Annotated in this window: 22 protein-coding genes; 10 read left to right on the top strand and 12 right to left on the bottom strand. The window is 72.2% G+C overall.

The genetic code is table 11. The annotated features are described in order from the left end of the window. Positions 1-27: 27 nt before the first annotated feature. From ETU37_RS14960 to ETU37_RS14940, 5 genes are all read right to left on the bottom strand, one after another. Positions 28-309, bottom strand: coding sequence for a Fe-S cluster assembly protein HesB (locus ETU37_RS14960; RefSeq protein ID WP_129988145.1), 282 nt, complete (start codon positions 307-309; stop codon positions 28-30). Positions 310-388: 79 nt separating this feature from the next. Beyond that, a complete protein-coding gene (locus ETU37_RS14955; protein ID WP_129988144.1) occupies positions 389-1,612 on the bottom strand; it encodes a bifunctional glycosyltransferase family 2/GtrA family protein in 1,224 nt (407 codons plus the stop codon). Continuing rightward, entirely contained in the window at positions 1,609-3,615 is a 2,007-nt protein-coding gene (locus tag ETU37_RS14950) for an ArnT family glycosyltransferase (RefSeq protein WP_129988143.1), read from the bottom strand. Before ETU37_RS14950 ends, ETU37_RS14955 begins: the two co-directional genes overlap by 4 nt. A 166-nt stretch (positions 3,616-3,781) precedes the next feature. Continuing rightward, entirely contained in the window at positions 3,782-5,248 is a 1,467-nt protein-coding gene (locus ETU37_RS14945) for a sensor histidine kinase (protein ID WP_129988142.1), read from the bottom strand. An 8-nt stretch (positions 5,249-5,256) separates the two neighbouring features. Further along, positions 5,257-5,991 carry a response regulator transcription factor gene (locus tag ETU37_RS14940; protein ID WP_420819112.1) on the bottom strand — a complete coding sequence of 245 codons (735 nt, stop codon included), beginning with the start codon at positions 5,989-5,991 and terminating at the stop codon, positions 5,257-5,259. 274 nt (positions 5,992-6,265) lie between these two features. Between ETU37_RS14940 and ETU37_RS14935 the strand changes: the two genes are divergently transcribed. From ETU37_RS14935 to hrpA, 7 genes are all read left to right on the top strand, one after another. After that, the gene (locus tag ETU37_RS14935; RefSeq protein WP_240755755.1) at positions 6,266-7,348 is read left to right on the top strand and encodes an ABC transporter ATP-binding protein; all 1,083 of its coding nucleotides are present in this window, start codon (positions 6,266-6,268) and stop codon (positions 7,346-7,348) included. A gap of 2 nt (positions 7,349-7,350) precedes the next feature. Beyond that, positions 7,351-8,592 (top strand): ABC transporter substrate-binding protein, encoded by a 1,242-nt coding sequence (locus tag ETU37_RS14930; protein ID WP_129988139.1) that lies wholly within the window; start codon positions 7,351-7,353, stop codon positions 8,590-8,592. 14 nt (positions 8,593-8,606) lie between these two features. Beyond that, on the top strand, positions 8,607-9,458 hold the full coding sequence (locus ETU37_RS14925; protein WP_240755754.1) for an ABC transporter permease: 852 nt from the start codon (positions 8,607-8,609) through the stop codon (positions 9,456-9,458). Then, positions 9,455-10,270, top strand: a complete 816-nt coding sequence (locus ETU37_RS14920; RefSeq protein ID WP_240755753.1) for an ABC transporter permease — start codon at positions 9,455-9,457, stop codon at positions 10,268-10,270. The genes ETU37_RS14925 and ETU37_RS14920 overlap by 4 nt, the downstream gene beginning before the upstream one ends. A 13-nt stretch (positions 10,271-10,283) precedes the next feature. Then, entirely contained in the window at positions 10,284-10,577 is a 294-nt protein-coding gene (locus ETU37_RS14915) for a hypothetical protein (RefSeq protein WP_129988138.1), read from the top strand. A gap of 26 nt (positions 10,578-10,603) precedes the next feature. After that, the gene (locus tag ETU37_RS14910) at positions 10,604-11,035 is read left to right on the top strand and encodes an SRPBCC domain-containing protein (RefSeq protein ID WP_240755752.1); all 432 of its coding nucleotides are present in this window, start codon (positions 10,604-10,606) and stop codon (positions 11,033-11,035) included. Positions 11,036-11,099: 64 nt separating this feature from the next. Next, positions 11,100-14,993 (top strand): ATP-dependent RNA helicase HrpA, encoded by a 3,894-nt coding sequence (gene hrpA / locus ETU37_RS14905; protein ID WP_129988136.1) that lies wholly within the window; start codon positions 11,100-11,102, stop codon positions 14,991-14,993. Positions 14,994-15,064: 71 nt separating this feature from the next. On the opposite strand, the gene ETU37_RS14900 is transcribed toward hrpA, so the two are convergent. The 3 genes from ETU37_RS14900 to ETU37_RS14890 are packed head-to-tail and all read right to left on the bottom strand — an operon-like array spanning position 15,065 to position 17,161. Next, positions 15,065-15,886, bottom strand: coding sequence for a class I SAM-dependent methyltransferase (locus ETU37_RS14900; protein WP_129988135.1), 822 nt, complete (start codon positions 15,884-15,886; stop codon positions 15,065-15,067). Next, entirely contained in the window at positions 15,883-16,776 is an 894-nt protein-coding gene (locus ETU37_RS14895) for a serine hydrolase (RefSeq protein ID WP_165372540.1), read from the bottom strand. The genes ETU37_RS14900 and ETU37_RS14895 overlap by 4 nt, the downstream gene beginning before the upstream one ends. A 4-nt stretch (positions 16,777-16,780) precedes the next feature. Continuing rightward, entirely contained in the window at positions 16,781-17,161 is a 381-nt protein-coding gene (locus tag ETU37_RS14890; RefSeq protein WP_129988133.1) for a type II toxin-antitoxin system PemK/MazF family toxin, read from the bottom strand. Positions 17,162-17,190: 29 nt separating this feature from the next. Here ETU37_RS14890 and ETU37_RS14885 point away from each other — a divergent pair, with 29 nt between their 5' ends. After that, the gene (locus ETU37_RS14885; protein WP_165372539.1) at positions 17,191-18,147 is read left to right on the top strand and encodes an endonuclease/exonuclease/phosphatase family protein; all 957 of its coding nucleotides are present in this window, start codon (positions 17,191-17,193) and stop codon (positions 18,145-18,147) included. A gap of 3 nt (positions 18,148-18,150) precedes the next feature. Then, positions 18,151-18,741 (top strand): hypothetical protein, encoded by a 591-nt coding sequence (locus ETU37_RS14880; protein ID WP_129988131.1) that lies wholly within the window; start codon positions 18,151-18,153, stop codon positions 18,739-18,741. A 94-nt stretch (positions 18,742-18,835) separates the two neighbouring features. Here ETU37_RS14880 and ETU37_RS14875 read toward each other — a convergent pair whose 3' ends face one another. The 4 genes from ETU37_RS14875 to ETU37_RS14860 all read right to left on the bottom strand — a co-directional run bounded on the left by ETU37_RS14875 (position 18,836) and on the right by ETU37_RS14860 (position 21,747). Then, entirely contained in the window at positions 18,836-19,360 is a 525-nt protein-coding gene (locus ETU37_RS14875; RefSeq protein WP_129988130.1) for a hypothetical protein, read from the bottom strand. 146 nt (positions 19,361-19,506) lie between these two features. Further along, a complete protein-coding gene (locus tag ETU37_RS14870; protein WP_129988129.1) occupies positions 19,507-20,418 on the bottom strand; it encodes a CPBP family intramembrane glutamic endopeptidase in 912 nt (303 codons plus the stop codon). 67 nt (positions 20,419-20,485) lie between these two features. Continuing rightward, a complete protein-coding gene (arfB, locus tag ETU37_RS14865) occupies positions 20,486-20,899 on the bottom strand; it encodes an alternative ribosome rescue aminoacyl-tRNA hydrolase ArfB (protein ID WP_129988128.1) in 414 nt (137 codons plus the stop codon). After that, positions 20,896-21,747: a carbohydrate kinase family protein gene (locus tag ETU37_RS14860; RefSeq protein WP_129988127.1), complete on the bottom strand. Its 852-nt coding sequence runs from the start codon at positions 21,745-21,747 to the stop codon at positions 20,896-20,898. Before ETU37_RS14860 ends, arfB begins: the two co-directional genes overlap by 4 nt. Before the next feature lie 47 nt (positions 21,748-21,794). Between ETU37_RS14860 and ETU37_RS14855 the strand changes: the two genes are divergently transcribed. Beyond that, entirely contained in the window at positions 21,795-22,697 is a 903-nt protein-coding gene (locus tag ETU37_RS14855) for a pseudouridine-5'-phosphate glycosidase (RefSeq protein WP_129988126.1), read from the top strand. Positions 22,698-22,857: the final 160 nt, after the last annotated feature.

Below are 22,857 nucleotides of genomic sequence, written 5' to 3'. Positions count from 1 at the left end.
GTCGTCTCGTCGTGTGTCGGAGGCTCCTCAGGCCTGCGGCGCGATGGTGAACTGCACGCCGCCGCCGTCGTCCACCTGGGCGTCGAGGATCTTGTCGTCGAGGGTGTCGGCCGCGATCTCCTCGAGGAACACGCGGGCGCCGGCCTCCTCCACCACCTGGTCGCCGGGCTGCGGGGCCTCGGACGGGATGACGTGCAGGGCCGGTGAGTCCGGGGCGTCCTGGCTGATGCGCAGGCCGCCCTCGTCGGCACCGGTCTGGTCGACCAGGGTCTTCACGACGGTGCTGGCGTTCTCGGTCAGGGTGAGCACAGGTGCTTCTCCTTCATTGATCGCTTCGCGTTGCGTGGACGGCCCACCATTCCTAACGTGCCGCCGAGATTCAAACCGCTCACCGCCGTACGAACACCCAGATGCGCATCAGCACGAACCGGGCGACGGTGACGACGAGGTTCGCGACGGTGAGTACGGCGACCTCCACGCCGCGCGACGCGCCGGGCGCGGCCGCGTCGAGCACGGCCAGGGCGCCGGACGTCAGCGCGAGGCCCGCGCCGAGGATCAGCAGCCCCTGCGCCTGGTGCCGCCACCGGTCGCGCGGCCCGCGCACGCCGAACGTCACGCGCCGGTTGGCGGCGGTGTTGGCGACCGCGGTGAGCACGAGCGCCCACGCGTTGGCGGTGAACGATCCGAGCGTGCCGCGCAGCAGCACGTAGAGCACGGCGTACGCCACCGTCGACAGCACGCCGATGGTCACGAACCGCGCGATCTGCGCGCCGAGCACCTGCGAGCGGCTGCCGGGGAGCGGTCGGCCGAGCCGTTCCGCGACCTCGTGCAGCGGCATCCGGCCGCGCGCCAGCGCGGTGGCCAGGCGGGCGATGCCGCGCAGGTCGTCCCGCGCGGTGCGCAGCACGTCGACGCGGCTGTCGGGGTCGTCGACCCAGTCGACCGGGACCTCGTGGATCCGCAGCCCCGCCCGTTCGGCGAGCACGAGCAGCTCGGTGTCGAAGAACCAGGTGTCGTCCTCGACGAGGGGGAGCAGCTCACGAGCCACGTCGCGCCGGATCGCCTTGAAGCCGCACTGGGCGTCGCGGAACCGGGTGCGCAGGGTGCCGTGCAGCAGCAGGTTGTAGCCGCGTGAGATGAGCTCCCGCTTCGGACCGCGCGTCACGGACGAGCCGTGCGCGAGCCGCGACCCGATCGCGAGATCGGAGTGCCCGGACAGCATCGGCGCGACCAGCGGGAGCAGCGCGTTGAGGTCGGTCGAGAGGTCGACGTCCATGTAGACGAGGACCGGCGACTCGGACTGCGACCAGACCCGCTTGAGCGCGCGGCCGCGGCCTTTCTCGGCGAGGTGCACGACGCGCACGTCGGGGTGGTCGCTGCTGAGCCGGTGCGCGACGAGGGCGGTGCCGTCGGTGCTCGCGTTGTCGGCGATCGTGATCCGGGCGCTGAACGGGAGGGTGTGCAGGTACGCCCGCAGCCGCTCGACGCACGGCGCGAGGTCGACCTCCTCGTTGTGCACCGGTACGACGACCTCCAGCACCGGCCGCACCGCGGAGGCGGCCGGACCACCCGCGCCGTACGCCGTGCCGGTGAGCTCGGGAAGGGTGTTCACCGGACACCGCCGGAGAGGTCGTAGACGGTGACGCCGTCGACGGTCTGCGCCGCGAAGTTCTCGCTGACCCAGGTGGCGATGTCGCTGCTGGTCGAGCCGCCGGCGCCCATGCCGCCCGGTCCACCGCCCGTGCCGCCGCCGCTGACGTAGTAGTGGATCTCGCCGTCGGCGACGTACTGCTGGAACTGCGCGAGCGTCGGGCTGGGGTCGCTGCCGTTGAAGCCGCCGATCGCCATGACCGGCTCCTCGGTGGCGAGCTGGTAGCCGGACGCCGAGTTGGAGCCCGTGGTCGCCGCGACCCAGGTGTAGGAGTCGGCGTCCTGCAGCAGCAGGTCGGTGAGGGTCGCGCTCGGTTCGCTGCCCTCGAGGAGGCCGCCGTTGGTGGCTCCGCCCGGCATGGCTCCGGGCGGCGTGCCTCGGCCGGTCATCGCACCCCCGGGCATCCCACCGCCCATCGGGCCGCCGCCGAGGCCCGCGCTCGGTCCCGCGCTCGGGATGGAGCCGGTGTGCGGGGTGGCCGCGGTGCTGACGGAGTACGCCGCCGGCGCCGCGAGCACGGCGACGAGCGCCGTGGCCGCCGCGGCGAGGGCAAGGCGACGGTCGAGGTACGGCCGCAGCGCGAGGCCCAGCGCGGCCGGGAAGCCGACGAGCACGACGGCCCAGCGAAGCCAGGGCAGGTAGTCGGGCGTCCGGTCGAGCAGCACCCACGTGAGGCCGCACGCGGCGGCCACCGCGGAGCCGAGCACCAGGGAGGCGGCGAGCGAGTCGCGCCGCTGCCAGAGCAGGTGGGCACCGATCGCGACCAGCGCGGCGATCGCGGGGGCGAGGGCGACGGTGTAGTAGGCGTGGAAGATGCCGGCCATGAAGCTGAACGTCAGCGCGGTGACCAGCAGCCAGCCGCCCCAGACGACGAGTCCCGCCCGCACCCGGTCGGTGCGCTCGGCGCTCCGGGTGAACCACAGCCCGGCGCCGAGCAGCAGCAACGACGCGGGCAGCAGCCATGCGACCTGGCCGCCGATGTCGGTGCCGAACATCCGCAGGAGGCCGGTCGTGCCCCAGCCGCCCATGCCGCCGACGGAACCCTCCTCGTCGCCGGTCAGCCGGCCGAGGCCGTTGTAGCCGAGGGTGAGCTCCAGGATCGAGTTGGTCTGTGAGCCGCCGATGTACGGCCGGCTCGCCGCGGGCCACAGCTCGACGATCGCGATCCACCAGCCGCCGGCAAGGACCATCGCGCCGCACGCGACGAGCAGGTGCAGGAACCGCTTGCCCACGGGCACGGCGGCCGCCAGGAGGTAGACCAGCGCGAGCGCGGGGAGCACCAGGAACGCCTGGAGCATCTTGGTGAGGAACGCGAAGCCGACGAGCGCGCCGGCGAGGGCGAGCCAGCGGGCCGGGTTGCGCTCCAGGGCCTTGAGCGTCGCCGCGGTGGCGCCGATGAGCAGCAGCACGAGCAACGCGTCAGGGTTGTCGAACCGGAACATCAGCACCGCCACCGGCGTCAGCGCCAGCACCGTGCCGGCGAGGAGCCCCGCCGCGGCCGATCCGGTCGTCCGCCGTACCGTCGCGTGCAGCAGGCCGACCGACGCGACACCGATCAGCGCTTGCGGCGCCAGCAGGCTCCACGACGAGAGGCCGAGAAGCCGGATCGACAGCGCCATCACCCAGATCGAGGCGGGCGTCTTGTCGACGGTGATCGCGTTGGCGGCGTCGGAGGAGCCGAAGAAGAACGCCTTCCACGACTCCGACCCCGCCTGCGCCGCGGCGGCGTAGAACGAGTTGGCCCACCCCGACGCCGACAGCCCCCAGAGGTAGAGGGCCGCCGTGGCGACCAGCAGCACGAGGAGCGCCGGGCGTGCCCACGGCGGGTCCCCGGGGTCGCCACGCCAGACACGGTCGAGGCGGCGCCCGCCCTGCGCCCGGCCGTGGGAGCGGCCGGGGGCGACGGGGGAGGCGGGCGCCGCAGCGGTGCTCGCGCGGGGCGTCAGGGTGGTGGTCTGTGTCATGCCCCGACGCTCGCGGACCCCGCTTGGCCGGCCGTGTGGTCGACCTGTTGGTGGGCTGTGGAGTGTGCCGGAGTCCCTGGTTCACCAGGGACCCCTGCACCTCCAGGGCAGTACAACGCCCTGGAAGTGCAGGACTTGCCCGGGAAGTCCTGGGGACGGAATCGGGTCAGCCCGCCAGCGGCAGGTGTACGACGAACGTGGTGTCGCCGGGCGACGAGGTCACCGTCGCGCGGCCGTCGTGTGCCTCGGCGATCGCCTCGGCGAGCGAGAGGCCGAGGCCGGCGCCGCCGGAGGCGCGGGTGCGGGCGGAGTCGCCGCGGCTGAACCGCTCGAACGCGGTGGACACGAGGTCCGCCGGGAGGCCGGGGCCGTCGTCGTGCACGCGCAGCTCGACCCCGCCCGGAGCGGTCGGCGAGCCGGGGGAGCGGCACAGGCCGACGGTGACGGTCGTGCCCTCGGGGGTGTGCCGCCGGGCGTTGCCGATGAGGTTGGTCAGCGCCTGGTGCAGCCGCTGCTCGTCGCCGGTGACCTCGACCGGCTCGTCGGGCAGGTCCAACAGCCAGCGGTGGTCGGGCGCGACGACGCGGGCGTCGGCGACGCACTCGAGGACCAGGTGGGTGAGGTCGACGCGGTCGCGCGCCAGGGGGCGGCCGGCGTCGAGGCGGGCGAGCAGCAGCAGGTCCTCGACGAGGTCGGACATCCGGTGCGCCTCGGCCTCGACCTTCGCGAGGGCGGCCGGGGCGCCGTCGTGGGTACGCCGGCTCAGCTCGGCGTACCCCTGGATCGTGGTCAGCGGCGTCCGGAGCTCGTGGGAGGCGTCGGCGACGAACTGGCGGACCTGCTGCTCGCTGCGGTGCCGCGCGTCGAGCGCCGACTCCATGTGGGCGAGCAGGGTGTTGAGCGCGGCGCCGACCTGCCCGACCTCGCTGCGCGGGTCGGTGTGCTCGGCCGGGACCCGGACGGTCGTGCCGATCTCCCCGGAGTCCAGCGGCAGCCCGGCGACCTCGTGCGCGGTGGCCGCGACCTCTTGCAGCGGCTTCATCTGACGGCGCACCAGGACCAGCCCGACGCCGCCGGCCACCGCGACGCCGAGCGCGGTGAGCAGCACCTCGTAGCCGATCAGCGAGCCGATCGCGTCGTTGATGTCCTGCGTGGGCAGCCCGATCACGACGGTGCCGGGGCCGCGCGAGTCGGACGTGACGCGGTACTGCCCGAACGCCGGCAGGTCGACCGTGTGCACGCGCCCGTCCGCCGGGACGTCCTGCAGGACCGCCAGGGCGGACGTGGAGACCTCGCGCAGGCCGGACCGGCTGGTGATCACGTTGCCGAGGCCGCTGCTGCCCGTCGGGAAGAACGCCGTCAGCGTCCCCGCCCCCTGACCGCGCGCCTCGCGGTACTCGTCGTCCTCGTCACCGCCGAAGGACGGCGGCGGTCCGAGGTCGCCGCGCGGTCCGTCCTCGAAGGGCCGGGCGCCTCGCGCCGCCGCGTCGAGCACCTGCTGGTCGAGCTGGTTGCTCAGGTACTCGCGCATCGCGAGGGTCGTCACGGTCCCGACCAGCACGCCGACCACCGCCACCAGTGCCACGACGGTGGCGACGAGGCGTCCGGTCAGGGAGGTCGGGACAAGAGTCATGCGACGGCTCACTCGGCCTCGGCCGGCTTCAGCACGTAGCCGGCACCCCGCATCGTGTGGATCATCGGCGCGCGGCCGGCGTCGATCTTCTTGCGCAGGTAGGAGATGTACAGCTCGACGACGTTGGCCTGGCCGCCGAAGTCGTAGTTCCAGACCCGGTCGAGGATCTGCGGCTTCGACAGCACCCGCCGCGGGTTGCGCATGAGGAACCGCAGCAGCTCGAACTCCGTGGCGGTCAGGCTGATCTCGTCGTCGCCCCGGAACACCTCGTGGCTGTCCTCGTCGAGCCGGAGGTCGCCGACACTCAGCACCGCGGCGGTACGGCGGTCGGCGGCGCCGGCCCGGCGCATCAGCGCGCGCAGCCGGGCCACCACCTCCTCGAGGCTGAACGGCTTGATGACGTAGTCGTCGCCGCCCGCCGTCAGCCCGGCCACCCGGTCCTCGACGGCGTCGCGGGCGGTGAGGAACAGCACCGGGACGTCGGGGTGGTGCCCGCGCATCCGGCGGAGCACCTCCATGCCGTCGAAGTCCGGAAGCATCACGTCGAGCACGACCGCGTCGGGCCGGTCCTCCTTGGCCATCGCGACGGCCTTGGCCCCGCTGTGCGCCATCGACACCTGCCAGCCCTCGTAGCGCAACGCCATCGCCAGCAGCTCGGCGATGTTGACCTCGTCGTCGACGACGAGGACGTGCAGCGGGCTGCCATCGGGGCGGGTGAGTCCGGAGGGGGGTGCGCTCGTCACGCGGTCCAGCATTCCAACCGATCTCGCGGGCTTGCTGGGAGGTTCCTGTGCGTCGGCTGTGAACCCATGCGCAGGCCGATCCACCCGCCGACGATGACAAATGCGCATGAAACGGTCGCCCGATAACGCTTTGATGACGGATTCGTCGTGAAATCACCCATCAGAGGCATGGAATCCGTCGTCATGGCGCTGCCATACTCCGGCCATGTCCTCGGCCGCGCAGGCCCCGCGGACCTCGCGTCAGGGGTCCGCAGCTCCCGCCGGAGCACCGGCGGTGAGCCTGCGCGCGCTGCGCAAGGAGTTCGGCGCGGTGACGGCCGTGGACGGCATCGACCTCGACATCGCCGACGGCGAGTTCTTCTCCATGCTCGGCCCGTCCGGCTCCGGCAAGACGACGGTGCTGCGGATGATCGCGGGCTTCGAGCAGCCGACCGGCGGTCAGGTGCTGCTCGGCGAGCAGGACGTCACCGAGCTGCCGCCGTTCCGCCGCGACGTCAACACGGTCTTCCAGGACTACGCGCTGTTCCCGCACATGAGCGTGGTGCAGAACGTCGAGTACGGCCTGCGGGTCAAGAAGGTCCCGTCCGGGGAGCGTCGCCCGCGCGCCGAGGCCGCGCTGGAGACCGTCCGGCTGGCGACGTACGGCGGTCGCCGGCCGCACGAGCTCTCCGGCGGCCAGCGACAGCGGGTCGCGCTGGCCCGCGCGCTGGTGAACCGGCCGCGCGTGCTGCTGCTCGACGAGCCCCTCGGTGCCCTCGACCTCAAGCTGCGCCGCCAGATGCAGATCGAGCTGAAGGCGCTCCAGCGCGACGTCGGCATCACCTTCGTGTTCGTGACCCACGACCAGGAGGAGGCGCTGACGATGAGCGACCGGATCGCGGTCTTCAACGACGGCCGGATCGAGCAGGTCGCGTCGCCCGTCGAGCTCTACGAGCGGCCCGCGTCGCCCTTCGTGGCCGGCTTCGTGGGCACCTCCAACCTGCTGACCGGCGCCACCGCCCGGCGCGCGGTCGGTGACGACGGGCCGGTGAGCGTACGGCCGGAGAAGATCCAGCTCCACCACCGGACGGACCTGGGGGCCGGGGGGCACCAGGGGGGCGGCGCCGACGGCGAGTGCGTGCTCGAGGGAGTCGTGACCGAGGTCGTGTACCTCGGTGCGGCCACGCACTCCGTCGTCGACGTCGGGGACGGCGTCCACCTGACGGTCCAGCAGCAGAACGAGGAGAGCTCCATCGACCACCTCTTCGCCCGGCGCGGGGAGCGAGTCGTCCTGACCTGGCGGCGCGAGCACGTCGTCCGGCTCGACGGCGCGGGGAGATCCACCGGAGACGGCTCGGGACACAACGAAGAGGAGTGACCATGAAGCGCACAACCACCCGGGCCCGCCTCGCGCGTGTGGCCGCCACGGCCGCGGTCGCCCTCGCGATCGCCGGTTGCGGCACCAGCAGCGGGGGAGGTGACTCCGGCGGCTCCGGCGACGAGGGTTCCGGCACCGGCGAGGCCGCCGGCTTCACGCCGCCCGACATCCCGATGGCCCAGAAGCTCGGTGCCGGCGAGGGGGAGGTCGACATCCTGGCCTGGCCCGGCTACGCCGAGGACGGCAGCAACGACCCCAACTACGACTGGGTCACGCCGTTCGAGAAGGAGACCGGCTGCCAGGCCAACGTGAAGTACTTCGCCACGTCGGACGAGGCCGTCAACCTCATGAAGACGGGGGAGTACGACGTCGTGTCCGCCTCGGGCGACGCGTCGCTGCGGATGGTCGCGTCGGGTGACGTCGCGCCGGTCAACACCGACCTGATCCCCAACTACGCCGACCTCTACGACTACCTCAAGGACCGCGACTGGAACTCCGTCAACGGGCAGATGTACGGCGTCCCGCACGGCTACGGCGCCAACCTGCTGATGTGGCGCACCGACGTCGTGAAGCCGGCGCCGACGAGCTGGAGCGTGGTGTTCGACGGGGCCTCGGAGTACGCCGGCAAGGTGACGGCCTACGACTCGCCGATCTACATCGCCGACGCCGCGCTCTACCTGATGAAGACCCAGCCGGACCTCGGCATCAAGAACCCGTACGCCCTCGACCAGGACCAGCTCGCCGCGGCGGTCGACCTGCTGAAGAAGCAGCGCGAGAACGTCGGCGAGTACTGGTCGGACTACCTCAAGGAGGTGCAGGCGTTCACCACCGGTGACACGGTGGTCGGCACCACCTGGCAGGTGATCGCCAACGTCGCCGAGGGCGAGAAGGTCCCGGTCGACGTGACGCTGCCTGAGGAGGGTGCGACCGGCTGGTCGGACACCTGGATGGTGGCGGCGGAGGCCAAGCACCCCAACTGCGCCTACATGTGGATGAACCACATCGTCAGCCCCGAGGCCAATGCCGCCGTCGCGGAGTACTTCGGTGAGGCGCCGGCCAACCCGAAGGCCTGCGACATCGCCGCCAAGGGTCACTGCGAGACCTTCCACGCCGGCGACGAGGAGTACGCGTCGCAGATCCACTACTGGACCACGCCGATCCCGCAGTGCATCGACGGACGCACCGACGTCACCTGCACCGACTACGGCGACTGGACCCAGGCCTGGACCGAGGTGAAGGGCTAGCGGGGACGACAACGGTGTCCAACGTCCTGCACCGGCGCCCGGGGCTCCGGCTGGGTCTCTTGCTCACGCCACCGATGCTGTGGCTGGGCGTGGCCTACCTCGGAGCCCTGGGGGCGCTGTTCATCACCTCCCTGTGGGGGCAGAACGCCTTCACGGGCGAGGTGGAGCGCACCTGGACGCTGGACAACTTCCGCACCCTGCTCGACGTCGACGTCTACCGCGTCATCACCCTCCGCACGCTCGCCATCGCGCTGACGGTCACGGTGGTGGACGCGGTCGTGGCGATCCCGATCGCGCTGTTCATGGCGAAGGTCGCCTCGTCGCGGCTGAAGGGCATCCTGCTGGTCGCCGTGCTCACCCCGCTGTGGGCCAGCTACCTGGTGAAGGCCTACGCCTGGCGCGGGATGCTCTCGGAGAACGGGCTGGTGTCGTGGCTGGCCCGGCCGTTCGGGCTGGACACCCCCGGGTACGGCGTGGTCGCGACGACGCTGACCCTGGCGTACCTGTGGATGCCCTACATGATCCTGCCGATCTTCGCGTCGCTGGAACGCCTGCCCGACTCGTTGCTCGAGGCGTCCGCCGACCTCGGCGCCCGGTCGGTCGAGACGCTGCGCCGGGTGGTGCTGCCGGTGATGTTCCCCGGACTCGTGGCCGGCTCGATCTTCACGTTCTCGCTGACCCTCGGCGACTACATCACCGTGCGGATCGTGGGCGGCGCGAGCCAGATGCTCGGCAACGTCGTCTACGACAACGTGGGTGCCGCCAACAACCTCCCGTTCGCCGCGGCGATGGCGACCGTGCCGGTCGTGATCATCCTGGTCTACCTCGCCCTCGTCCGCCGTACCGGAGCCCTGGAGAACCTGTGACCATCTCCCTCGGCATGCGCCGCACCCTCGCCGTCCTCACCGCCATTGGGCTGACGGTGGTCTACGTGCCGCTGGGCATGGTGCTGCTCAACTCGTTCAACTCCAGCCGCACCTTCGCGTGGCCACCGCCGGACCTGACCCTGCGTTGGTGGCGGGCCGCTGCCAACAGCAGCGGCGCGTTCGACGCGCTCTTCGTCAGCCTGCGGGTGGCCCTGCTCGCGACGATCCTGGCGCTGGTGCTCGGCACGATGGCGGCGCTCGCCCTGCAGCGTCGCCGGTTCTTCGGCCGCGAGGTCGTGTCCCTGCTGATCATCCTGCCGATCGCCCTGCCCGGCATCGTCACCGGCATCGCGCTCAACAACGCGTTCCGGACGGTGTTCGGCCTCGAGCTGGGATTCATCACGCTCGTCATCGCGCACGCGACGTTCTGCATCGTGACGGTGTTCAACAACGTCCAGGCGCGGCTGCGGCGGCTCGGCGGCAACCTCGAGGAGGCGTCGGCCGACCTCGGTGCCGGCACCTTCACGACGTTCCGGCTGGTCACGTTCCCGATGCTGCGCTCCGCGCTCCTGGCCGGTGCGCTGCTGGCCTTCGGACTGTCCTTCGACGAGATCATCGTGACCACGTTCACCGCCGGCGGCGACGTGAAGACGCTGCCGATCTGGATCCTGGAGAACATGTTCCGGCCCAACCAGGCGCCGGTCGTGAACGTCGTCGCGGCCGTGCTCGTGCTGCTGTCCGCCATCCCGATCTGGCTCGCCCAGCGGCTCTCCGGCGGCGCGGGCAGCGGACCGATGACGGCCGGCCGGTGACAGGATCACCACCATGACGACTCGTCGGCCGATCCTGCACGCCCGCCTCGACACCGGCGACACCGTCGACGACCCGTCCGAGGACGCCCTGTTCCTCCTGCTGGAGGACATCGACACGCAGGACGCGCTCTGGATCATCGTCGAGAAGGCGGGCACCGACGAGGTCTACGCCCAGTGCATCCGGCTCGAGGACGGCAGCTACCAGGTCGAGCGCCGGCTCGGCGACGAGTCGACCCACGAGACGGTGCAGGTCGCCGACATGCGCACCGCGCACGAGCGGCTGACGTCCTGGGCGTTCACGCTCTGATGCACACCACCTCGGTGCAACGAGTCGTGCGCGCACCACGCTCAGAGGTGTACGCCGCGCTGCTCGACCCCGCGGCGGTCGAGCGCTGGCGGGTGCCCGACGACATGCGCGCGGAGGTCCACGAGTTCGAGGCGCGGGAGGGCGGCCGGTTCCGTGTCTCCCTGACCTACGTCGACGACCGGCCCGGCAAGTCGACCGGCCGCACCGACACGTACGCCGGCACGTTCACCCGGCTCGACCCCGACCTGGTGGTGGTCGAGACGATGGCCTTCGAGTCGGACGACGCGGCGATGACCACGCCGATGACCATGACGACGACCCTGGCAGACACCCCCGACGGCGGCTGCCTGGTGACGATGGTCCACGAGGGGGTGCCGGACGTCCTCCGTCCCGAGGACAACGAGGCCGGCATGACGATGGCGCTCGACCACCTCGCCAGGTACGTCGAAGGCGGCTGACAGGCGAGGAACAGGTCCGGGACCTCGCAAAGCGGTTGCGGACGATTCGTAGACTTCATGGGTCATGTCGCAGGCCAGCACGCGGGACGCCCGCAGCCCCCGTCGGGGCAACCGGCGTCGCGGTCGACCGCAGCAGCGGCGGCACCGCTTCACCCCCGAGCAGGTCGAAGCCCGCCGCGCGCTGGTGCCGGTGATCCGGTACCCCGACGAGCTCCCGGTCAGCCAGCGCCGCGACGACATCGCCGAGGCGATCCGTGACCACCAGGTCGTGATCGTGGCCGGCGAGACCGGCTCCGGCAAGACCACCCAGCTGCCCAAGATCTGCCTCGAGCTCGGCCGCGGCGTCGACGGGATGATCGGCCACACCCAGCCGCGGCGGATCGCCGCCCGCAGCGTCGCCGAGCGGATCGCCGAGGAGGTCGGCACCGAGCTCGGCGAGGTGGTCGGCTACCAGGTGCGGTTCACCGACCGGTCGAGCAAGGACACCCTGGTCAAGCTGATGACCGACGGCATCCTGCTCGCCGAGCTCCAGCACGACCGGCTGCTCTCGGCGTACGACACCCTCATCATCGACGAGGCCCACGAGCGCTCGCTGAACGTGGACTTCATCCTCGGCTACCTCAAGCAGCTGCTGCCAAAGCGGCCCGACCTCAAGGTCGTGATCACCTCCGCGACGATCGACCCCGAGCGGTTCGCCGAGCACTTCGCGCAGCCGGACGGCACCCCTGCGCCGATCGTCGAGGTGTCCGGGCGGACCTACCCGGTCGAGGTGCGCTACCGGCCGCTCATGTCCCTGGGCGAGGACGATGCCGACGAGGAGGGCGAGGTCCTGGTCAAGGACCAGACCGAGGCGATCGTCGACGCCGTCCAGGAGCTGATGAAGGAGGGGCCGGGCGACATCCTGGTCTTCCTCCCCGGCGAGCGGGAGATCCGCGACACGGCTGACGTCCTGGACAAGAGTGGTCTCGACAGGCTCGACCACCTGCGCAACGTCGAGGTCGTGCCGCTGTTCGCGCGGCTCAGCGCCGCTGAGCAGCACAAGGTGTTCGCCCCGCACACCGGCCGCCGCGTCGTGCTGGCCACCAACGTCGCCGAGACGTCGCTGACCGTGCCGGGGATCCGGTACGTCGTCGACTCCGGCTACGCCCGCATCTCGCGCTACTCCTACCGCACCAAGGTGCAGCGCCTCCCGATCGAGCCGGTCAGCCAGGCGTCGGCCAACCAACGCTCCGGCCGCTGCGGCCGCGTCGAGGCCGGCATCGCGGTCCGGCTGTACTCGGAGGAGGACTTCGAGGCGCGTCCCGAGTTCACCGACCCCGAGATCCTGCGCACCAACCTGGCCTCGGTGATCCTGCAGATGACCGCGCTCGGGCTCGGCGACGTGGGCCGGTTCCCGTTCGTCGACCCGCCCGACCAGCGCAACGTCAAGGCCGGCGTGCAGCTGCTGGAGGAGCTGGGAGCGCTGGTCTCGACGAGCTCGACCGACCGTGGCGAGGGCGGCCGCCGGCTCACCTCGCTCGGCCGCCGGCTCGTCACGCTGCCGATCGACCCGCGCCTCGCGCGCATGGTCGTCGAGGCCGACAAGCGGGGCTGCCTGCGCGAGGTGCTCGTGATCACCGCGGCGCTCTCGATCCAGGACCCGCGCGAGCGGCCGGTCGAGCACCGCGCGCACGCCGACCAGCTGCACGCGCGGTTCAAGGACGAGACGTCCGACTTCCTCACGCTGCTCAACCTGTGGCGCTACGTCCGCACCCAGCAGCGCGAGCAGTCCTCGTCCGCGTTCCGGCGGATGTGCCGCGCGGAGCACCTCAACTACCTGCGCCTGCGCGAGTGGCAGGACCTCGAGTCCCAGCTCCGGCAGGTCGCCAAGCAGCTCAAGCTCGACGTCGGCAAGCCCGCCGACCAGCCCGACGGCGACGGCATCCACCAGGCGCTGCTGGCCGGTCTGCTCTCGCACATCGGCCTGCGCGACCCCGACAAGCGCGACTACCTCGGCGCGCGCAACGCGCGGTTCTCGATCTTCCCGGGCAGCGGCCTGTTCCGGAAGCAGCCGCAGCTCGTCATGGCCGCCGAGCTCGTCGAGACCTCGCGGCTCTTCGCCCGCGTCAACGCCGCGATCAAGCCCGAGTGGGCCGAGGAGCTCGGCGCCGGCATCGTCAAGCGCACCTACTCCGAGCCGCACTGGAGCAAGAAGCGAGCCGCGGTCATGGCCTACGAGCGGGTCACCCTGTACGGCGTCCCGCTCGTCGCCGACCGGCTCGTGTCGTACGGCAAGGTCGACGCCGCGCTCGCGCGGGAGCTGTTCATCCGGCACGCGCTGGTGTACGGCGAGTGGTCGACGCGCCAGAAGTTCTTCGAGCGCAACCGGGCGCTGCTCGAGGAGGCCGAGGAGCTCGAGCACCGCGCCCGCCGCCGCGACATCGTCGTCGACGAGCACACGCTGTTCGACTTCTACGACGCCCGCGTCGGGGCGGACGTCGTGTCCGGCGCGCACTTCGACTCCTGGTGGAAGCGCGCCCGGCAGAAGAACCCCGACCTGCTCACCTTCGACCCGGCGATACTCGTGCACGACTCGGCCGCGGAGGTGACCGCGCACGACTACCCCGACCAGTGGCGCGACGGCGGTCTCGTGCTGCCGCTGAGCTACCAGTTCGAGCCCGGCACCGCCGCCGACGGCGTCACCGTCGACGTCGCGGTGGCGACGCTCAACCAGGTGGAGCCGGACGGCTTCACCTGGCAGGTCCCGGGCCTGCGCGAGGAGCTCGTCACCTCGCTGATCCGCTCGCTGCCCAAGCAGCTGCGGGTCAACTTCGTGCCGGCGCCCAACGTGGCCAAGGAGTTCCTCGCCGCCGCCTCGCCGGGGGAGGAGGCGCTGCTGCCCGCGCTGAGCCGGTTCCTCCGGGGACGTTCGGGCGTGCACGTCCCCGAGGGGGCCTGGGACTGGTCGAAGGTGCCCGGGCACCTGCGCCCCACCTTCCGCGTGCTGGACGAGCGCGGTCGCGTGGTCGCCGAGGGCAAGGACCTCGAGAAGCTCAAGGAGCCGCTGCGCCCGAAGTTCCAGCAGGCGATGGCCGACGCCGCCTCGTCGTCCGGGCTCGACGTCGGCGGCCAGACCGGCTGGACGTTCGGCACCATCGAGCGCACGTTCAGCCAGACCCGCGCCGGGCACGACGTGCGCGGCTTCCCCGGGCTGGTCGACGAGGGCAGGACCGTCGGCCTCCGCGTGTTCGGCTCCGCGCCCGAGCGTGACGCCTCCCACCTGCGCGGCCTCCGCCGGCTGCTGACGTTGGGCATCCCGTCACCGGCGAAGGCCATCGCGGACTCGCTCGGCAACACCGAGAAGCTCGGCCTCGCCGGGTCGCCGTACCCCTCGGTGGCGGACCTGCTCGACGACTGCGTCGCCGCCGCCGTCGACGACCTGGTCGCCCGGCACGGCGGGGCGGTCTGGGACGAGGCGTCGTACGACGTGCTGAAGCAGCGGGTCGCCGCCGACCTGCCCGAGACCACGCGGGGCGTGCTGCACGACGTGATCCGGGTGCTGGGGTCGTGGCGCGGCGTGGACAAGGCGCTCACCGGCTCGGTCGACATGACGATGCTCCCGGCGCTGGCCGACATGAAGGCGCAGGTCGGCCGGCTGGTCTTCCGCGGCTTCGTCGGCGAGGCGGGCACGACCTGGGTGCGGCACTACCCGCGTTACCTCGCCGCGGTCGCGCAGCGCCGTGAGCGGCTGGCCGGCGAGGTCAACCGCGACCGGCAGCTGATGGACCAGGTGGTCGGGCTGCAGGAGGCGTACCTCCACCGCCTCGGTGCGCTGCCCGAGGGCCGGCTGCCGAGCCTGGAGCTGCGCCGGGTCGGGTGGCTGCTGGAGGAGTACCGGGTCAGCCTCTGGGCGCAGCCGCTCGGCACGTCGGTGCCGGTCTCCGACACCCGGATCCGCAAGGCGCTCGACCAGGCCTGATCCCGGTCACGACCGATATCGGTAGTCCCACCGTGACCCATGGGTCACTCCTGGACTACCGATATCGGTAGTCAGGCGGGGCGGACCGCCTGCAGCGTGTACGTCGCGGGCAGGCGCGCGGGCTGGTCGCGGAGGCGGTACTCCCCGTCGGGCAGCGCCTCCATCTGTCCCGGGAGCGCCTCCCACGGCACGCTGTCGTGCTCGACCAGCCCGGTGAGCACGAGACCGGCGTCGAGCAGCGCGGTGACGATCTCGCCGAGGCCGTGGTTCCACTCGTGGGTGACGGTGTTCTGGAACTGCACGTCGGTCTCCACGTAGGTGCCGTCGTCGTCGAACACCATCGGCTCGGGCACCTCGAAGTAGGGGTAGCGGACCACGAGCGCGTCGGACCGGGCGTCGTCGAGCGACCACAGCATCGGGTGCCCCTCACGGATGAACAGCCGGCCGCCCGGGGCGAGCAGGGTGCCGACGACCTCGGCCCAGCGCCGGATGTCCGGCAGCCAGCAGAGCGCGCCGATCCCGGTGTAGACGAGGTCGAAGGCGTGGTGCGGCAGCACGTCGACCGCGCCGTACAGGTCGGACTCGACGAAGTCGACCTCGACGCCGGCTGTCGTCGCGAGAGCCCGTGCCCGGGTGAGGGCGGGTGCGCTGAAGTCGAGGCCGGTCATCCGGGCACCGAGCCGGGCCAGCGAAACCGTGTCCGTGCCGATGTGGCACTGGAGGTGCACGCCGCGCAGTCCGCGCACGTCGCCGAGCAGCGGCTGGTCGAACCGGACGACGTGCGAGAGGTGGTCGGGCTCGGCGAACCGGGCGAGACCGTAGTCGGGCGAGGCGGCGTGAGCGTCTGCGCGCTCGTCCCAGAGGGCACGGTTGAGGTCGCGGTAGTCGGTCACGCCGAGGACCCTAGGACGGCATCGACGGCGTGGCTCGCGATTTTCGCGATGGCGTCGTTCACCGTCCGGTCGTCCACGTCGCCCGCCGGCGTGTGCAGCAGGACCGCGACAGCGGCGGACCGGCCGTCCGGGCGGATGACGACGCCGACCTCGTTGCGCCAGACGCGGAACAGCGAGCCCGACTTCGCGGCGACCCGGGAGTCGTCGCCGAAGCCACGGGCGATCCGGTCCTTGCCGACCTGCCGCGCCATCAGGAACCGCACGCGCAGTCCGGCGTCCTCCTCCCAGACCGCGCGCAGCACCGTGGTGAGGTCGCGTGCCGTGGTGCGCATCGGGGCGACGTCGGCGCGGAGTGCCCGGGCCGCTCGCACCCGCGCCAGCACCACGGCGTCGTCCTCGGCGGTGGCCTCGACCGCCGCCCAGTCGGCGAAGCCGGCGTCCACCGCGATCGAGTCGATCAGGTCGCGCAGGTCGCAGTCGATGCGCGTGCCCGTGAGGCCGAGCCGGTCACCGGCCCGGGCGAGCGCCTCGAGACCGAGCCTGCCGATCAGCAGGTCCGTCGCCACGTTGTCGCTGAACGTCAGCATCGGGACCACCAGGTCACCCACAGACATCTCGACGTCGCCGCGGTGGAGCGACAGGCCCACCGGCCCGGTCGTCCGGTTCGCGTCGGTGACCCGCACCCGCTCGGCCGGGTCGAGCCGGCCGTCGAGGAAGGCGCGCTCGGCTTCGAGGGCGACCAGCACCTTGATCGTGGAGGCCGGGACGACGGGGCCGTCGGGATCGAGCCCGACCTCGCGACCCGTGTCCAGCGAGACCGCGTGCACGAACCCGCGGCAGCCGGCCTCCGCACACAGTGCCTCCAGCACTGCCGGGTCGGCGGCGGTCACCGGCTCAATCCGCCGGCAGGTACTCGCGCGCGGCCTCGACGACCGCGTCGAACATCTCCCGCTCCATCGCCGCACCCTCGCGCCGTACCTCCGTGTCCTGGAGCGTCAGCACCCGGTCGAGCCGGATCTCGCTCGGACGCCCTTGCGAGTCCCACGCGCCGGTGCCGACGTCCATCCAGGAGCGGCCCCACCGGGCCTCGTCCTCGGCGTCCCGGTCGTGGTCCTTGCTCGTCATGTAGAGGCAGAGCAGCGACGTGCCCTCGCGTGCGAGCACGAGCACCGGTCGGTCCTTGCCCTGGCTCGGGTCGTCCTCGTAGGGCACCCAGGCCCACACCACCTCGCCAGGGTCGGCCTCACCGTCGGTCTCGGGGGAGTACGTCGTCATGCGGGCACGTTACTGGCACGATGCGCTGCGTGAGCACCCCGAGCGGCCTGACCGTGGCGACGTACAACGTCTACCTGGGTGCCGACCTCGCGCTGCTCTTCGGGGCCACCGACATCGACCAGCTCGCCGAGCGCGCGGGGCTGGTGCGCGAGCAGCTCGCCGCAACCGACTTCGCCCAGCGTGCGCGGGCGGTCGCCCGGATCGTCGTGCGGGAGGGGGTCGACGTGCTCGGTCTGCAGGAGGTGACCCGGTGGGCCACCGCGCCGGTGCTGCCGGACGGGAGCATCGGGCCCGACGAGCCGGTCGTGGAGTTCCTGCCGTTGCTGCTCGACGCGCTCCAGGCAGAGGGCGCGCCGTACGACGTGCACGCGGTCAACGAGAACTTCGCCGGCGGCCTGCCCGTCGGCGACCACTGGATGAGCATCCTCGGCGCCAACGTGGTGCTGGTGCGGCGCGGCGGTGCGTTCGCGGTGACCGGCGAGTGCACCGGCACGTTCGACGCGGTGCTCGACATGCCGACCGGCATCGACGGCGTCACCTTCCCGATCCGGCGCAGCTGGGGGGCGGTGGACGGCACCGTCGACGGCCACCCGGTGCGGTTCGTGGTGACCCACACCGAGGCGTACGCCGCGGGGCCGCGCGACGCCCAGCGCGACGAGCTCGTCGCGACCGTGGGCGACCCGGGCTGCCCCGTCGTGCTGGTCGGCGACTTCAACGCACGCCCCGAGGCGGTCGGCATGCCGGCGCCGTACGTCGACGCCTGGATCGCCGCGGGCGGAGCCGCGGACGGCGGCTTCACCTGTGGGCAGGGAGCGGTCCTCGACAACCGGGACAGCCGGCTGGACGAGCGGATCGACTACGTCTTCGTGCGCGACCTCGAGGTGCGCGGGTGCCACGTCGTCGGCGACCGGCCCGGAGACCGGACCGAGCCCGGACGGCTCTGGCCGTCCGACCACGCGGGCGTGGTCGCGCGACTAGAGTTCTGAGCTGTGACTCCGCGCTCCCTGCTCACCGTGCTCGCCGCGGCCGCCGTCTCGACCGCCGTGGCGCTGCCCGCGAGCGCGAGCAGCCGCACCTTCGACGACGCCCGAGGCGACGTGTGGCGCGCCGCCGGCGTGACCGCGGCCGAGCCGTCGCCGACGACCCAGCACGGGGACCTGACCAGGACCGTGGTCAGCTACGACCGCAACCGGGTCAAGGTGAAGCTGCGCTTCGTGTCGCTGCGCAAGAAGGACGCCTACGCCCAGTACGCCGTCCGCCTCCAGGGCAAGCAGGGCAAGGTCGTCCGCACCGTGCTCGTCGAGACCAGCAAGCGCGACCGGCACGGCGTGCACCGGGTCTTCAACGCCAAGGACAGCCGCGTCACCTGCGACTCCGCCCACGACGTCGACTACCGCAAGGACAAGGTCACCGTCACGCTCGACCGGAGCTGTCTGAGCTCGCCCCGGGCGGTGCGGGTCAACGTCAACACCGCCCGGGCCACCACAACGCACCGGAAGGACGCGGTCTTCTACTCCGACAGCGGCCACGACACGGCGGCCGAGTCCGCCGCGTGGAGCGCCTGGGTCAAGCGCGGCTGAGCTCGGCAAACGGTCGGGGCAGCGGTTCCTGTTTCGCCCGAGGAGATGGCTAGGCGCCACCACGAGCAAGGGACGCGGACTCGCGCCCGGTGCGTCACCGCCCGAGGATTCGGGCGTGGAACCCACCTTCGCCGAAAGTTGCCTCCAGTGCTCCAGATTCGGGTAGCTGGACGAGGTCGCATCCCCTGGCCGAAACAGGGTGCTCTCCGGGCCGGTCTATCTCCCCGGTGCGGCAGATGAGGTACCGCCCTGACTTCGAGAGCCGGAAATGACCGTTCTCGTCAACCGGCGCGATCTCGCCGTCAAGGTCGGCGACCAGGCCCACCTCAACGTGGAACGAGGCGTAGGGGGAGGCTCCCCGCCCATCGAGTTCTTGCTCGCCGACCCTGCGCCACAGGCCGGGCAAGGCTGCCTCCGGGAGCACGAGGATCCCGCCGCCGGAGGCGGACGTCGGAGGTCGGCCGGTGTCGTCGAGAAGGACCATCCGACCCGTCACGCCGGGACCGTCGGGCTGCCGAGGTTCAAGGGAATCGGTACAGGCAGCCAGCATGACACCGGCCATGAGCAGCACCGCCAGCCTGGTGGGGCAGAGACGGCTGCGCCCGTCTTCACGCTGCATCTTCCCTCCGTGGTCGTCCCGGTAGACGTGGCAACAGCGCCTCGGTCCCCGGTGGGTGACATCTTCACAGCGGTTGTGTCCCTGAGGGTTCGAATGGCTCTCATCGGCCGGAAACGGGAACCCGTGAGCTCACGTGCTTGCCGAACTCAGCCGCGGCTGACGTCCCGGCCGGCCTCGCCGCGGACGGCGCTCGATGACGGCAGCGGCCAACGACGCAGCCACAGGACGGCGGCCACGACCACGACGACGACCTGGGCCACCCCGGTCTCCGACAGCAGCCACCCCGACGCGTCCGTGGCGACAGACAGCGGGTCGACGACGGCGTACATCGCGGCGTTGAGCGTCGCGTGCGCCACCACACCGGGCCAGATGCCCCAGCGCAGGTGCATCGACCCGAGGATCGCGCCGAACGCGGTGATGCCGACGGTGAACACGGCGACGGTGTACGCCACGGGCACGCCGGCCGGCGTCCCTCCCAGCCAGATCATCAGCGGCACGTGGAAGCCGGCCCAGGCGAGGCCGGCGACGAGCACGACCGTGCGCGGTCCGGCGACGGCGGCGAGCCGGGTGACGAGCAGGCCGCGCCAGCCGATGCCCTCGCCGATCGCGAGGATCACGTAGGGCAGGACGAACACCGTCAGCCCCAGCGGTACGACGGTCGCCGCGCCGTCCCCGTCGTACTCGACGAGCCCGGTGGCCCAGAGCACCAGCGTGGGGGTCATCACGCAGGCGACGGAGAGCGCCCACGCACCGGCGAGCCGGCGCCACGCGGTGCGGCGGAAGCCCCAGCCGGGCCCGCGCAGCCGGCGGTGCACGACGAGCTGGGTCAGCACCGCGGCGAGGAACGGGAAGAAGGCCTGCGAGTACATCGCGGCCGCCCCCAGTGGTGTGGCGTCCTCGATCGCGTCGACGTCGACACCCTCGCGGACGCCGACCACGGTGCTGACCGTGGTCAGCGCGGCGACGGTGGTGAGGAAGACCGTGATCTCGCGGATCGCGGTGGTGCGGTCGGTGCGGCCGGCCTCGCTGCCGGACACGTGGGATTCGATGAGGGTCATGGCGGAGAGCCTCGGCGGACCCGCTGGTACCGCACTTGGACCGCGCTGGGGAACGACGAGGAGGACCTCACAGCTCCGGCCGGCGGCGCAGCGCCTTGGTCTCCCCGCGCCGCTTCTTGCCGGCCAACCGGCGCTCGCGCGAGCCGCGGGTCGGCTTCGTCGCACGACGCGGCGGCGGCGGGGGCGCCGTCGCCTCGGTGAGCAGGTCGGCGAGGCGGGCCCGGGCGGCCTCGCGGTTGCGGTGCTGCGAGCGGTACTCCGACGCGGCGACGGTGAGCACCCCGTCGACCAGCCGCTCGGCGAGCCGGTCCAGCGCGCGCTCCCGGAGGTGCCGGGGCAGGCTGCCGCCGGCGACGTCGTACGACAGCTCGACGCGGCTGTCGGTGGTGTTGACTGACTGCCCGCCCGGCCCGGAAGAGCGGCTGAACCGCCAGCGCAGCTCGTCGTCGGGGACGACGACCCCGCGCACGCTGAGGGTCATCCCGCCTCCGGCTGCGCCCCGAGCATCCCGACGCATCGGGCGGCGGTGCTCATCGCCACGTCGACCCCGCCGACCAGGTAGCCGGCCGTGACCGCGTCGCCCGCGCCGGTCGCGTCGACGACCGGGCCCGCGACGGGATCCCGCTCGTCGCTCACGCCGTCGATCACGAAGGTCGCGCCGCGGGGGCCGTGCTTGAGCACCAGGACGGTGCGGCCACCCACCCCGAACGACCCGGAGCCGGCCGGGCCGCGCGAGACCGCCTGCCACTCGGCGTCGTTGCCGAGCACCACTGCGGGCTGGAGCGAGTGGCACAGCTCGCGGAACTTCCCGGGACCGTAGGCCTCGATCATCGACGCCGACGCCAGGTCGATCGCGACCCGGGCGCCGCGCTGGCGGGCCGTGGCCACGAAGGTCGCGAGCACCCACGGCGTCGGGCAGCGCAGCAGCGCGTAGCCGGAGACGAACAGCCAGTCGAGCTCGTCGGGCAGGTCGGCCGGGTCCAGCCGGGTGAGCCAGGTGGTGTCGCCGGGGTCGGAGGCCATCGAGCGGCGGCCGTTCTCGACGAGGGAGACCACGGCGCCGGCCCGGTCGACGCGCGGGCCGCACATCTCGACACCGCGCGACCGCATCGCCGAGACCACCAGCGGTCCGTGCCCGCGCGCGGAGATCGGGCCGACCACCCGGGCGCTGCCGCCCAGCGCGCTGACCCACGCCGCGACGTTGGCGGCCTGCCCACCCGCAGCGAACGTGATGCCTGCCGGGGTGTCGTCGTCGGGAACCAGACCTTCGGGGGTGCTGACGATCACGTCGAGCATCACGTCCCCGACGCACACCACGCTGACCCTCATCCACCCACCTGTCCGTCGTCGGCCGGTCCCTCCGGCAGAATGCGCCCGTGACGTCCCTGCCCCTCCACGTGTCCGCCGAGGTGTCTGACGCTATTGCATCCGGGACCGGAGTCGTCGCACTCGAGTCCACGATCATCAGCCACGGCCTCCCGACGGAGTCGGCCGCCTCGACCGCGCGCGAGATCGAGGCGGCGGTACGGCGGGAGGGCGCGGTGCCCGCGACGATCGCGCTCGTCGACGGCGCGGTCCGCATCGGCCTCGACGACGAGCTGCTCACCCGGGTCGCCGAGGACGAGGACGTGGTGAAGGCGAGCATCCGCGACCTGGGCCCGGTGATGAGCCGCGGGCTCACCGGCGCCACGACCGTGGCGGCGACGTCGTACCTCGCCAACATGGCCGGCATCCGGGTCTTCGCCACCGGCGGCCTCGGCGGCGTGCACCGCGGCGCGCGCGACACCTGGGACGAGTCCGCCGACCTCGACGCCCTCGGGCAGGTGCCGGTGACCGTCGTGTGCGCCGGCGTGAAGTCCATCCTGGACGTCCCGGCGACGCTGGAGCGGCTGGAGTCGCTGTCGGTGACGGTGATCGGCTACGGCACCGACGCGTTCCCCGGCTTCTACATCCGCGACACCGGGCTCACGGTGCCCTGGCGGATGGACACCCCGGAGCAGGTCGCCGCGGTCATGGGCCAGCGGGACCTGCTCGGCCTGCGGCAGGGCATCGTCGTCGCCAACCCGATCGACGAGGCCGACGAGATGGACCACGTACAGCACCAGGACGTGCTCGAGTCCGGGCTCGCCGAGGTCGAGCGGCAGGGCATCACCGGCAAGGACGTCACGCCGTTCCTGCTCGGCTGGTTCCACGAGCAGACGCACGGAGCGAGCCTCACTGCCAACATCGCGCTGGTGCTCTCGAACGCCGCGCTGGCGGCCCGGATCGCCCGCGCCTGAGCACGTCGCGGACCGGCCGTGCGGGAGTCGCCGGAGGATGAGTGTGTGCCGGACCGGGAGCGCCTCACGGCGCGTGGCCGCTCGTAGCGGCTTCAGTTGGGACCCGGGGCTGCCGCGGCCCGGCACACGTCGACAATTGTAACGACGCCCGGGTGAGCGG

Source organism: Nocardioides iriomotensis, from assembly GCF_004168035.1.
Classification (GTDB): domain Bacteria; phylum Actinomycetota; class Actinomycetes; order Propionibacteriales; family Nocardioidaceae; genus Nocardioides_B; species Nocardioides_B iriomotensis.
Note: the sequence above shows the minus strand (reverse complement) of the source record. Positions and strands in the feature narration are given on the sequence as shown.